Origin of the sequence: Halopiger aswanensis (assembly GCF_003610195.1) — an archaeon.
GTDB lineage: Archaea > Halobacteriota > Halobacteria > Halobacteriales > Natrialbaceae > Halopiger > Halopiger aswanensis.
This window is the reverse complement of record NZ_RAPO01000001.1, coordinates 392,077-404,948: the sequence shown is the minus strand read 5'-3', so window position 1 is coordinate 404,948 and position 12,872 is coordinate 392,077. Positions and strand designations below refer to the sequence as shown.

The 12,872-nt window shown below is 66.1% G+C and carries 8 protein-coding genes; 3 read left to right on the top strand and 5 right to left on the bottom strand.

Going from position 1 to position 12,872, the window contains the following annotated elements; all coding sequences use genetic code 11:
• Positions 1-120: 120 nt before the first annotated feature.
• A complete protein-coding gene (locus ATJ93_RS01910) occupies positions 121-1,239 on the bottom strand; it encodes a DUF354 domain-containing protein (RefSeq protein ID WP_120242947.1) in 1,119 nt (372 codons plus the stop codon).
• 164 nt (positions 1,240-1,403) lie between these two features.
• Here ATJ93_RS01910 and ATJ93_RS01905 point away from each other — a divergent pair, with 164 nt between their 5' ends.
• From ATJ93_RS01905 to ATJ93_RS01895, 3 genes are all read left to right on the top strand, one after another.
• Entirely contained in the window at positions 1,404-2,699 is a 1,296-nt protein-coding gene (locus ATJ93_RS01905) for a glycoside hydrolase family protein (protein WP_120242946.1), read from the top strand.
• Positions 2,696-3,925, top strand: a complete 1,230-nt coding sequence (locus ATJ93_RS01900; protein ID WP_211334011.1) for a glycosyltransferase — start codon at positions 2,696-2,698, stop codon at positions 3,923-3,925. The genes ATJ93_RS01905 and ATJ93_RS01900 overlap by 4 nt, the downstream gene beginning before the upstream one ends.
• Before the next feature lie 184 nt (positions 3,926-4,109).
• Positions 4,110-5,129, top strand: a complete 1,020-nt coding sequence (locus tag ATJ93_RS01895; protein WP_120242945.1) for a GNAT family N-acetyltransferase — start codon at positions 4,110-4,112, stop codon at positions 5,127-5,129.
• Positions 5,130-5,174: 45 nt separating this feature from the next.
• On the opposite strand, the gene ATJ93_RS01890 is transcribed toward ATJ93_RS01895, so the two are convergent.
• From ATJ93_RS01890 to ATJ93_RS01875, 4 genes are all read right to left on the bottom strand, one after another.
• Complete coding sequence (locus ATJ93_RS01890) at positions 5,175-7,148, bottom strand: right-handed parallel beta-helix repeat-containing protein (RefSeq protein WP_120242944.1); 1,974 nt, start codon at positions 7,146-7,148, stop codon at positions 5,175-5,177.
• A gap of 301 nt (positions 7,149-7,449) precedes the next feature.
• Positions 7,450-8,985 carry a flippase gene (locus ATJ93_RS01885; protein WP_120242943.1) on the bottom strand — a complete coding sequence of 512 codons (1,536 nt, stop codon included), beginning with the start codon at positions 8,983-8,985 and terminating at the stop codon, positions 7,450-7,452.
• 329 nt (positions 8,986-9,314) lie between these two features.
• Positions 9,315-11,138 carry an MFS transporter gene (locus ATJ93_RS01880; protein WP_120242942.1) on the bottom strand — a complete coding sequence of 608 codons (1,824 nt, stop codon included), beginning with the start codon at positions 11,136-11,138 and terminating at the stop codon, positions 9,315-9,317.
• Positions 11,139-11,545: 407 nt separating this feature from the next.
• A complete protein-coding gene (locus tag ATJ93_RS01875) occupies positions 11,546-12,589 on the bottom strand; it encodes a DUF1616 domain-containing protein (RefSeq protein WP_120242941.1) in 1,044 nt (347 codons plus the stop codon).
• Positions 12,590-12,872 lie beyond the last annotated feature (283 nt).

The following is a 12,872-nucleotide window of genomic DNA, read 5'->3' as shown; positions in this document are numbered from 1 at the left end:
ATAGCAGGCGGCTGCTCTCGACACAGATATTGCTCGAGCGCTTGTGGACGGATCAGCCGCAGTCGAGCCGAAACGAGAAACCGATCGCCGCGTCGCAGTTCGGCGCGGAATACGGAGCCGTTAGTCGCCGCCGACGCCGACCGAGGGCTCGAGTTCGGCCGGCTGTCGCTGGCCGAACTGTGCGAGGGCCTCGAGCCCGTCGACGCGACCTTCGGCGGTCGCCACGTCGACGATCAGTTCGGTGAGGTTCACCGTGTCCGCGAGGAAGGCGTTGCGCCGGCGCTGCCACGTCTCGTCGACGTCGTCGGCCTCGAGCAGCGGGACCGCGCGGTCAATGATCGCGTCGGCCGAAGCCACGTTGTGGATCAGGCCCTGTTCCTCGAGCGCGACGAAGTTGCCCATGTCGTCGTCGCCGACGAAGGAGTTCGAGCGGATCGCCGGCGTGCCCAGCAGCGCGGCCTCGGTGACCATCGTCTGGGTATCGGCGACCAGCAATTCGGCTTCGGCGAGGGCGTCGTGCATCAGCGCGGGGTGGAGATCGAACGGGCGCGCCGGCATCCCCTCGAGGTCGGCCTCGCCGCTCTCGTCGGAGACGAGCACCGTCGCGTCCTCGCTGAGGCGGTCGACGATCCGGCGGCGATCGTCGGCCGTGAGTCCCTGCTTGCCGACGTCGTGTTGCGAGCCGAAGGCGTTGAGCCGGAGGATGACGTAGGGTTCGTCGGCCTCGAGCTCGAGCCGGTCGCGGATCGACGGGTTCGGCTCGTAGATCTCGGGGTGGAGGTACGCGCACTCCTTGAAGCCGGGGAAAACGTAGTGGTTCCGACCCAGATTCTTCCGGAACGTGTCGGGCGTGAGGACGGCCCGGGCGAAGGGCGTCGAGATCGTATGATCGAACGAGGCGGGCTCCGAGTCGATGAGCAGCACCGTCGGCGTCCGCAGAACGGCGCCGGTGTGGGCCGCGTAGCCGCCCATGCCGAAGACGAGATCGGGATCGAAGCGCCGCGCCTGCGTGATCGCGCGCGCGTAGTGGGCCGGTAGGCGGCTCAGCAGCGACCCTTTCGAGGTATCGCAGGCCCCGTAGACCGCGTAGGGCAGCTCGTACCACTCGAGGAGATCGACCGTACAGGTGTAGTCGCGAGCGAGCACGAGCACCTCGTGACCGCGGTCGCGCAACCGCCGGACGGCGTGTTTGTACAGATGGACATGTGCCGGGGTGTTCGTGAAAAACAGGTACTTCATGCTGGAAGGCACCGTATCGTGAACGGTGCCCCGTCGACGGGGTTTGTTATCTAGCTCGTACCGACTGTAACGGACGGCGGGACGTTCGACAGTCGGACCCTTGGGCGCGACCCGGCGCGGTAACAGCCGTATAATAATAGGACGACTCGGCGAGGATCCGATCAATGCAGTCGCAAGGACTTCACGCGCCGGACGATCGGGCAGAGACGGGAGCGCGCGCTCGAGACGTCGATCGGTACGTCTCCGCGCTCGATTCGATGCTCGCGTACGCGCGGCGGCGGGACTACATCGGGCCGGATTACGGCGACGGGATGAGCAGTCAACTGCTGCAGGCCCTGCCCGTCGAGAACCGATTTCTCAATCTGGCGGTCCAAGAGACCGTCAAGCGTGCGCCGATCGACGTCAGGCCGCTCTTTCGCGTCGAACAGCGGCGCAACTACATGGGGGCGGCGCTGTTTTCGATCGCGAATCTGAACTACTACGACCTCCTGCAGGCGCGGGGCCAGCGCACCGATCCCGGCTTCGATCCGCTCGGCGAGGCCGAGCGGCTGGCCGAGTGGCTCCTCGAGGAGAGCCTCTCCGGCTACAGCGGCTTCTGCGGCGGGCATCGCCACGAGATCCAGCATCTCCACACGAAAGGCGTACCCAGCGATCCGGACATCGTTTCGACCTCGTGCGCGGTCAAGGCGCTCCTGCGGGTCGCCGAGCACGAGGGGAAAGAGGAGTACGCCGAGATCGCACGCACGGCGGTCGACTTCATGGTCGAGGACCTGAACTACCGCGAGGTCGAGGAGGGCGCGAAGATCGACTACCACCTCAACCACCCCGACGACTCCTACACGATCAACGCGGCCGCGCTCGGCGCGCAGATGCTCGTCGATCTCTACGAGTACTTCGGCGACGACGAACTCCGCGAGCGCGCGACGAAGATCTTCGATCACATCGCGGCCAACCAGACGGACCGGGGCGGCTGGCCCTACCGGCTCCCGGCGGACGCGTCGCACCTCTCGATGGACAACCACCACAACGGGTTCGTCATCGAGTCCTTCCAGCGCTACCGCGAGGTCGTCGACGAAGAGCGGTACGCCGACACGCTCGAGGACGCCGTCGAGTTCTACCGCGAGGAACTGTTCGAACTCGACGGCGCGCCGAACTTCGACGAGGAGCACGCCTACCCGCGTGACATCCACGCCAGCACGCAGGGTATTCTGGTGTTCACTCGCGAGGGCGACCTCGAGTTCGCCGAGCGGATCCTCCGCTGGGTGCTCGCGAACATGCAGGTCGAGGGCGAAGAAGGCCGGTTCTACTACCGGAAGTACCGTCACCATACCAAGCGCGTGACGCTGATGCGGTGGTGTCAGGGCTGGATGTCCTACGCGACCTCGGAGTTCCTGCTGGCGTGTCTCGAGGCCGACGCCGACTCCAGGGCCGAGGACCGAGCCGACCCCCTCGAAGCATGAGCGAAACGACCGCCGAACGGACGGAGAGCACGCCCTCGAGCGACGGCGCCGGATCGACTGACGCGGACGGGGCTGGCGACGCGGCTACTGGTCGCGACGAGACGTCGTCGCCGATCGACTCCAGAGCGCGCTGGCGACGCCCGCTCGCGGACGAGGACGACGAAGACGAACAGGACGACGCGCGCGTGCTCGTGATCACCGGCCTGTCGCACAAGAACGAACGCCACTACGGTCCGCTCGCGGACGTCGCCGGGAAGACGACGCTCGTCTGTCTCGAGCCCGAACGTGCCATCGACGATGCGGAGTACGTGCAGGTGCCGGAGATCGGGCCGCGCCTCCTGCGGGTCCTCCTGTTGTTTTTCGTGGCCCTCTACGAGGGCTACCGCAACGAGTACGACGCCGTCGCGTCGATCTCGCTGCTGCCGTACGGGCTCTACGCGCTCGCGCTGAAGGCGGTCTACGGCTATCCGGCGCACCTGGGCATCATCGGCATCGACCTCGATCACCACGCCCGGCAGTGGTACGGCGCCGGGCCGCGCTGGGCGTTCAGGCAGTTCGACGCGATTTCGGTTCCCGGCTCCGCCCACGCCCGCAAACTCGTCCGAATGGGCGTCCCCGAGGAGCGCATCGAGATCCTGACGAACGCGATCGACGTCGACACCTACCACCCGATTCCGGCGGATATCGACGCCGAGTACGACTTCGTCTGGCTCGGCCGCTTCAGCGCGGAGAAGGACCCGCTCCTGTTCGTCAGGGCGCTCGCACAGCTCGAGGCGGACGGCCGAGAGTTCCAGGCGGCGATGGTCGGCACCGGTTCCGATCGAACGGACGTCATCGACGAAATCGCCGCACACGGCCTCGAGGATCGCATCGCTCTGCCGGGCTGGGTCGACGACCCGCTGTCGTACTACCGGCGCTCGAATACGTTCGTGCTCACCTCGCGGCGCGACGCCCTGCCGCTGGCGCTGCTCGAGGCGATGGCGTCGGGGCTCGCACCGATCGTTCCGCGAGTGGGTTCGGTGCCGGACGTCGTCACCGACGGGGAGAACGGGATCGTCGTCCCAGATCGAACGCCGGCGGCGTTCGCCCGCGCGATGGGGCGATGTCTCGACGATCCGGACTACCGGGCGGACCTCGCGGACGCCGCGCCGGCGGTCCGGGACGAGTTCGGGATGGACGAGGCCGGCGACGACTGGCGGCGGATTCTCTCGACGCTCGAGGGGTGACGCTGGCGCTGCGGGAGCGCCGTCCTTCTCGCCGATTCGACGCCGCTCTTTTCGCGGTCATTTCGCGGCGCTCGAGCACGCTCGGAGGCTCGACTCGAGTACACTCGCAGCCGACCGTTCGTCCGCCGTTACCGTTCGGTAGCGGCGAGATAACAAAACGAATAGTCGTCCCAGGGAGACACACATGGATATCGAACGACTGACGCTCGCCGAGTGGGGCGAGGCGCTGCCCCGGTCCGGGTTCGAGGTGTTCCACGACCCCGACGCGCTGACCGTGCTCGACGCCCACACCGACGCCCAGATGCGCCTCTACGGCGCGTTCAAGGGACAGCAAGCGGTCGGCCTCCTCCCGGTCTTCGTCGACGAGAAGTCCGTCGGCCGCACCGTCTTCTCGCCGCCCGTCTCGCTGGGCGTTCCCCGCCTGGGCCCCATCATCAACCCGAACAGCCCGAAGCGCCGCAAGTGGGAGCGCATCAACAGCGAACTCGCCGAAGCCGTCGCCGACGACCTCGAGACCGACAGGCGCTCGACGCTGTTCCGGATGACCTGTCCGGTCGGCTACGACGATCCCCGCCCCTACAACTGGAACGGCTTCACTACGGAGCCGAAGTTCACCTACGTCGTCGACCTCGAGGACTGTTCGGACGTCGAGGACGCGATGTCGGGATTCAGCAAGAGCCTCCGCAACGAGATGCGCCGCTACGACGATCTCGACCTGACGATCGAGCAGGAAGGGATCGAGTCGGCGATGCGGATCTACGAGGACGTCGTCGACCAGTACGCGGAGTACGACGACACCGCGCCGATGACCGAGCCCTTCCTCCGCGATCTGCTCTCGTCGCTGGACGACGACCGCTGGCGGGTCTACGTCGCCCGCACGCCGGACGGCGAGTACAAGAGCGGCATCATCACGCTGTTCTCGAACGATCTGGCCTACTACTGGCAGGGCGGCGTCGTCGCCTCCTACGAGCACGTCAGCGTCAACAACCTCCTGCATCGGGTCATCCTCGAGGACATCGTCACCGATCCCGACCTCGAGTCGGTGACGGGGTACGATCTGGTCGGCGCGAACACCGAGCGCCTCTGTGAGTACAAAGGGAAGTTCAACGGCGAACTCCGGCCCTACTACGCGGTCGAATCCGAGGGTCTCGAGATGACGCTGGCGAAGTCGGTCTACAGCACCGTGAGCGGCTCGTTGAAGTGAGTTCGAACCGCGAGGCGCTCGAGAAGCGCGGGGGTGAACGAAACGTTATCGAGCGTTGTACTCGACGTCGACGAGCGCGTCCCCGTTCAGCCAGAAGTCCGTGATGTCGCCGCTGAACCAGTAGGCGTCCTTCGCGCTGTCGACGGAGCCCTTGACTGCGGTACCGTCGACGCTATCGCCGTCGTCGATCGTCGCGTCCCGGTGGGTTGCTTTCTCGACCGATCCGGAGACCTCGAACCGGTACTCTGCCGACGCACCAGTTTCGGTCGCGTCGATGACGAGCGCGTTCGACGGGCCGTCGGAGGCGTCGTCATCTTCATTCCCGCTGTCGTCTTCGTCGTCGTCACCGGACGTGGCCTCGATAACCTCCTCAACCGACATCTCCTCGCCGTCGAGTTCGACCCACATCACGTCGGGCTGGTCGATATCGATCGACGTAACGGGACCCGAGACGCGGAAGGCGTCGCCGTAGCCGCCGCCAGTGAGTCCGCTGACGCGGTACTTGCCGTCCGACTCTTCGATCGCGTCGTTGCCGTTGCCACCGATAGAGCGGCCGGACGGACTCTCGTAGTCGGCGTCCGCGAGTTCGACGGCTCCTTCGGCCGTAAACTCGTACTCGGCGTATCTGGCGTCGGCGTCGGTCACGAACGCGAGCAGGTGGTCGCTCGCTTCGTTCTCGTCGTTCTCGTCGTCCTCGTCGCTGTCGTCGCCGGACGTGGCTTCGATGACCTCTTCGACGGACATCTTCTCGCCGTCGAGTTCGACCCACATCACGTCGGGCTGGTCGATGTCGATCGACGTCACCGGGCCGGCGACGCGGTAGGCGTCACCGTAACCGCCGCCGGTGAGCCCGCTAACGCGGGCCGTTCCGTCCGATTCCTCGACGGAATCGTTACCGTTGGCGCCGATGGAGCGGCCGGAGGGACTCTCGTAATCGGCCTCGGCGAGTTCAACAGCCCCCTCGGCCGTGAACTCGTACTCCGCGTTCCGCGCCTCGGGTTTCGTAACGAACGCGAGGAGGTGGCCCTCGAGTTCCTCGTCGTCCTCGCCGTCCTCGTCGGGTTCGTCGCCGTTGCTCGGCGGCGACGGACTGACGCCGCCGCTGCCGCCGCCCGAGGCAGCCTCCTCCGCCGAGAGCGGCACGCCCTCGACCTCCTCGGGGGACGTCCGCTGTGGCGAGCCTGCCGACGAGCCGACGACCGAACCCGAGTGAATTACGTCCGTCTCGTAGCGGACGTTCTCGAGTCGCGGTCTGGCGTTGGCTTGCCAGTGGCCGTCGCCGACGCGGATGTCGCCGAGGTTCGAGTCGGAGAAGTCGCAGTCGACGACTTTGGGTGAATTGTAGAACGCCCAGAAGCCGCAATCGGAGCCGACGGAGACGCAGTTCTCGACGCGGCTCCCGTCGGTCCCGACGCGGAACGAGGAGGCGACGCAGTCGGCCGCGTAGCTGTTCGTGATGATCACGTCGCCGCCGCCGCCACCGCCGCTGGGGTGGGAGGGGAGATCGCCCGGCGAACTGCCGTAGATCGCGTTGTCGGGCATGTCCTGAATGTTGACGTTGTTGATCCGGATCGTGCCGCTGTGGGCGTTCGCCACGTAGATGCCCGTGGGGCCGTTGGGGTAGGTGTTCCCGGTCGCCCCGTCGGCGAAGTAGTAGTTGTCGATGACGCCGTCGCCGCTGACGATGAACGGTTCGGCTTTCTGCGTTTCGTCCCAGTTGCCGCGGATGCCGAGGTTGCGGACTTCCCAGCCCGACCCGCGGGCGGAGATCTGGAATTTCGCGTTCCGCGCCGAAATGTCGATCAGCGTGTTCTCGAGCGTGTCGCCGCTACCGAGGGTGATCGTGTGCGTCCGTCCGGCGGGGACCTCGATGACGTCGTAGTCCTCACCGGCAGCCGCAGCGGAGCCGGCGCCGGCGGCGCCGAGCGTGACCGCGCTCGCGGCCGCTTTAATATAGGAGCGTCGACCGACCAGCGTTCGTTCGTCGGGATCCGAGCCAGCGTCCTCGTTGGTAGTCATACACTGCGGTTCAGGAACAGTCCGTCGAAGTAAGAATCTCTTCAACTGATTAGTCTTTATAATAGCATAGTCACGGCCGGCTGATCGTCAGGAGAAACAAATAAACTCGTCAACGTGAATGCGGTGGCGGAGCAGTTCGGGTGCACCGACACGCGGTAGCGTACCGGGCCGTCGAGCGGTTCAGGTGCGACGAGCGTTCGGCTCGAACTCCACTCGAGCACGTACCGCCGGTCCCGGCGGACGGCGCGGGTCGACGCAGTTCGGACGGAAAACGAGACGGAACGGCGACGATGTCGTGCCGTTAGCTCAGCTGAGCGACGGCCCGGCGCAGATCCAGCAGCCCGCTGGTGACCGCCAGCGCGAGCCAACTGACGACGCCGAGGAGGACGATCGCGGCCAGTGAGACGACGCTCGAGACGTAGGGCAAGCCGAGCACGACGATCAGCGACATGCCGAGGGCGATACTGCACACGGTCAGCGCCGTTCGGAACAGCGACCGGAGCGGGAGCGAGAGTTCCGAGTGGATGAGGTAGATGTTGATCCCGACCATGATCGCGTAGCTGATGACCGTCGACAGCGCCGCGCCGACGACCCCGATCGTCGGGAGGAAGACGAGGTTGAGCACGAAGTTGAGCGCCGCCGTTCCGCCCTTCGAGAGCGCCCTATGCCGGGCGCGCCCGAGGAAATCGAGCGCGTCGTCGGTGATCTTGTTGATCGACTGGAGGACGACGAACGCCGCGAGCACCTGCACGATCGGAATCGCACCGAGGTACCCCTCGCCGAAGACGTATCGGACGGCCGGATCCGCGACCAGTGCGATCCCGGCGGCGGCGGGGATGTAAAAGAGCAGGTTGTACTCGAAGGTCGTCCGGTAAATCTCGGCGGCCCGCTCGAGGTTGTCGCTGGACTTCGACTCGCCGTAGGCGGGTGCGAGCGCGAACCCGAGCGAACTCGCGGGCGCCGTCACGAACTCGGTCAGTTGCTTGGCCAGGGTGTAGTAGCCGACCGCGACGGGGGAGAGAATCGCCCCGACGAGCACGATGTCGACGCGCTTGTACAGAATCGACGCGGCGCCGGTGACGGTAAGCGGGAGGCTGTACTCGAAGATGCGGCGAGTGAGGTTCTCGGTTTCGTCGGTAGCGCTGCTCCCAGCCGACGAGGTCCCCGCCCCATCGGCCGACTCGGTCCCGTCCGCGTCACCGGTCGCATTCCAATCGGCGCTCGACACCCACCGGTAGAGGACGGTCAGCCCCACCGTCGCGCTCAGCCCGTAGCCGACGACGTACCCGAACAGCGCTCCGGCGACGCCGAAGCCGAGCGCGAGCAGCGATAGGACGGACGCGAGGATCCCGAGATTCGCGACGATCAACAGCAACGCGCTCCAGGAAACGCGGTTGAATCCCTGACAGAGGAAGTACCCGAACGAGTGGAGCGTCCGGGCGACGATAAAGAGGAATCCGATCGAGAGCAGCCAGACCAAGTCGGGTTCGCCGAACTGCGCGGCGATCGGCCCGCGGAGCGCGAGGACCGTGCCCGCGACGACCGCGATCGCGATCACGTTGAACGTCAGCGCGCGCCGGACGATGAACGGGATCTTCGACGGATCCGTCTCGCGGTACTCGGTGACGTACCGGGCGGCGGACTTGGCGAACCCCATCCGGCTGAAGAAGATCGCCACGCTGCAGATCGAAATCGCCAGGTACAGCAGGCCGTACTCCCCTGTCGTCAGGAAGACGTTCGTCAAGAGGAGCACGAGCAGGCCGTTGACGCCGACTTCGACGACCTTGGCCGCCAGATTCGCCTTGAACCCGCTGACGAGCTTGTCGGTTGCGGACATGGGGTTACGACTCGTCGGCGGTCTGTCTCGACCCGAGGGCACTGTGCAGTTCGATTCGAGGGAGGGCTCGACGGGCATCTGGCACTGTCGGTCCACCCCCGAGCCACCACGAGCGGGCATCCGAACAGCCGATGCGATACGAGGACGTCCGGGACTGGCGTTCGAGATCCGGCATTAACCAGTACAACGCTAGCCGGATCGAGCCCTTGTTATTGATCTACTACCCGATTTCACGCCGGCCGTGTGGGATTTTGCGGCCGATTGAATTCGTGTTCAGCCCGGGAGTACGGACACCGACTCAGCGAGCGCGGCACGGCGCCTCCACGAGCTTATTCGAGGCTCGATTCGGTGTCGACGTAGTAGAGGTCGAACTCGCCGTTGGACTGCACCCGGTTCACGCGGGGTTGCGTCGCGACCGAGTCGAGTTCCTCCTCGGTGTACCGGAGTTCGTTGTACGCGTTCACCTCGCGTTCGTAATCGACGCGGGTGAGCGCGAGATACCTGTCCTCGTCGTACCGCGTCGCGAGCGGGTCGCCGAACGACGACTCGTCGAGATCCTGATGGCGGTGCATTCGCTCCTCGTTCCCGTTGATCGCGTCGTCGAAGCGGTTCGGCCCGTCTCGGAGTCCGAGGAACCCGATGTCCTCGTCCCGATTCTCGAATGCGGCCTCGTACCCGCTCATCTGCGTGTCGCTGACGTGCGGGGAGGCCTTGTACGTGTACGGCGACGGAATCACGGCCGCGAGCGACAGGACCAGCAACAGGGCGAAGCCGACGGCGATGACCGGGTGACCGGGAACGAACCGGGACCGATCGCCCGAAAACCTGGCCGTAAGCCCGTGGATCGCGATCGACCCGAGTAGCGTCACGAACAGCATCATCAGCCCGAAGACCCGGAAGTGCATCGTCGAATCCGGCGCGAGGAAGTAGATGCCGAACAGCGGGACGAGAGCGACCAACGCGGTGAGGAAGTACATCGTCTCGGCCCGCACCGACGAGACCCAACTCGAGTTGCGGCGGACGACCACAGCTAGCGCGAGCGCGCCGACGAGGATCACGAACACCAGTTGCGCGGTGAACAGTTTGAAGAACACCTCGACGAGACTGCCGCCGATCGACGAGAGCGACGCGCCCTGCACTGCGACGGTGTCGCCCGCGCCGCTGCGACCCTCGAGCAGGAACTCGATCGCCGCGCTGAAGAAGTGCTCGAACATCCCGCTGAAGAAGTCGTGGTTCGCGGTCCACACCAGGAAGAGGCCGATCAGAAACAGCGAGTGGCCGTACAGCGTGGTCTGGTTGGCCATCCGTCCGCCGGCCGCGACGCGACGCGCGAGGAACTGGAGCGCGCAGATCCCGAGGAAGACGGCGATCAGGTGGGCCACGAGCTGGGGGTGGTAGACGACGGTCGCGATCGAGACGAACGCGAGGGCGACGCCGATCGCGGACGCGGGCCGAGAGACGCTCTCCCGACCCGGCCGGACGTACTTGACGAGCAGATAGACGAGCAGCGCCGAGAACAGCACGGCCTGGGACATCGCGTGGGCCTCGAGGAACATCGAGATCGTCGTGATCGGCAGCAGGAGGAAGCCGGCGAAGGCGCCGATCGCCGCGGCGCGGCCGCGATCGTCGGGAGCGATCGTCCCGACACACAGCGGGACGAACGTGCAAAACACCAGCACGGCGAGCAAGACCATCAGTAGCATCGACCGCGAGAGGGGGATGCCGAGCGCCGAGTGGATGAAGACCGTCACCGTGTGGATGCCGGGGTAGTAGAGGTCGAACGGGACGATCGTTCCCTCGGAGAGGGCACGCGCCCAGCCGAGGTGCGTGAGCGCGTCGTGGTGGCCGAGAAAGCGGTAGCCGCGAACGATCGGGAGGCCGACGAACACGGTCATCACGAGGCCGCCGAGGACGACCGCGAGTCCCCGATCCGTTCGGTCGCCGCCGGACGGGCCGAACGCGACGGCGAGCGATGCAGCTAGCGCAACCAGTAGGCCGGCCCAGACCTCCGTGGGGGTCATCGTGTAGAACGAGAGTTCGTAGCCGGTCGCCGGATTCGAACGCGCGACGAGCGCGCTGGCGGCGACCGCGAGGAAGCCGAGTGTGAGCGCTACCTTTCGAAGCGAATCGCCGACGGATGACTGCGTTGACATTCGAACTATCGCGTCGTTCGCCGATCGCAGGCCTTGTTATTCGCTCGTTGCCGACTGTAAGCAGTACGGTACCGTCGTCGAAACCGGACCGGTCGCCGTTCGTTGCATTGCTCTCAACTGACAGCCGGTATCGAAACAGTGGGTCGATAGCCGACACCTGCGATCACAGCTCGCGGCCGTGCGGTCGGAACGGGGGTCAGGCTCGAGGCTGAACGAACGGCGGACGAGACGGAGCCGACACGGCCGCCGACAGACGATCCACGGCCGATAGAACCGGCGACACGTGACGGCATCGATCACGAGAACGCGTCCGGAGCCAGCGCCCGCTGCGAGAAGTCGAGCGAGGATCGTCGATCCCGCCGCGGGATCATCTCGGTTCTACCGCGTACTCGAGAAACGGAAGCGCGCTACTCGTCGGATTCCGACTCGAGATCGTCGCTGATCTCGACCCAGAGGTAGCCCGAGCGGTACGCGTTGTCGACGGTCGGCGTGTCCGGCACGTCGCCCTCGTAGAGCAACACCGCGATGCGGACCTCGCCGCTCTCGGCGGACGGCGTCACCGATCGCTCGGCGGTTGCGGTCTCGCCGTCGCCGACGCTGTACTCGACGCGCTGGTGGTCCGTCCGCTCGAGTACCGTGCCGTCCTCGAGCCACTGCTCTTGGATGACGGCCGTGTACTCGGTCCCCGTCCCCTCCTGGTTCTCCACGGCGATCGTGAGCGGGACGGACTCGCCGGACTCGATCTCGGTCGTGTAGTTGCCCGCGACGAGTTCGCCCGAGTCGTTCTCGTCGAGTATCCGGAGGGAGGTGTACTGCTCGCCCTGCTGGGGTGAGACGAGCGCGTAGCCGACGCTCGTCAGCGCGATCACCATGCTGACGATCAGGACGACGTTGACCGCCGTGTACGCGATCGATCCGCGATCGACGATCGCAGCGCGGGCGGCCCCGAGCTTGCGGAGCAGCCGGAGTCGGTAGCGATCCTGAGCGGGGACGCGGAACCGACGGACCGTAGCAACCGCGACGGTGAGTAGCACGAACCCGCTCACGGCCCCGACGACGACGGGGCCCGTAAACTCGAGCGAGAGGGCTGCGACGGTCAGGCCGATCAGCGGCAGCGACGCGAAGCTCAGGCCGAACGCGAGCGCGGCGCGTTCGACCTCCGTTACCGCTCGCATCTGGCCGATACCGAAGCCCGTCGACGCCTCGAGCGGGGCGGCGCGGGGGAACAGCGCGGCGACGATCGCGTAGCCGGGGGCGAGAAACAGCAACGGAAAGCCGACCGCGGCTCGCACGACCGGCGAGGCGACGTCGACGACCGTCAGGAGGAGGGTGGCGACGGCGACGAAGCCGGCGACGGCGACCAGATCGGTCGGCGTTCGTGTGACGAGACGTCTGGTTCCCTGGCCGATGGCGACGACCGGCCGAACCGTTCGAATCAGGAGGTCTTTCATTTATCCGTCAGTTATCCGATCTGCGACCGGTTCGGACATTGTTACTCGTCGTGTAACCGACTGTTCATCGAGACTACTGGTCCGATCGGCGGTCGACTCGCAGATTCGGAATCCCGCCGGCCGCTCGTCAGTGTCGCGGACGCGGGATGCGAACGACTCGAGGCCGAACCGCGGCCACAGGCGGCGAACGACCGGCCGTAGCGGGAGACTATACTGCCGACCGGGTTCGGTAGCCACACCGAGGGACACGACAGCGATCGTGACCGACAGCCTGCGATGACGG

Coding starts and splice junctions, on each gene's coding strand:
- ATJ93_RS01910 (WP_120242947.1), bottom strand. CDS start 1,239: ATGAAGTACCTGTTTTTCACGAACACCCCGGCACATGTCCATCTGTAC.
- ATJ93_RS01905 (WP_120242946.1), top strand. CDS start 1,404: ATGCAGTCGCAAGGACTTCACGCGCCGGACGATCGGGCAGAGACGGGA.
- ATJ93_RS01900 (WP_211334011.1), top strand. CDS start 2,696: ATGAGCGAAACGACCGCCGAACGGACGGAGAGCACGCCCTCGAGCGAC.
- ATJ93_RS01895 (WP_120242945.1), top strand. CDS start 4,110: ATGGATATCGAACGACTGACGCTCGCCGAGTGGGGCGAGGCGCTGCCC.
- ATJ93_RS01890 (WP_120242944.1), bottom strand. CDS start 7,148: ATGACTACCAACGAGGACGCTGGCTCGGATCCCGACGAACGAACGCTG.
- ATJ93_RS01885 (WP_120242943.1), bottom strand. CDS start 8,985: ATGTCCGCAACCGACAAGCTCGTCAGCGGGTTCAAGGCGAATCTGGCG.
- ATJ93_RS01880 (WP_120242942.1), bottom strand. CDS start 11,138: ATGTCAACGCAGTCATCCGTCGGCGATTCGCTTCGAAAGGTAGCGCTC.
- ATJ93_RS01875 (WP_120242941.1), bottom strand. CDS start 12,589: ATGAAAGACCTCCTGATTCGAACGGTTCGGCCGGTCGTCGCCATCGGC.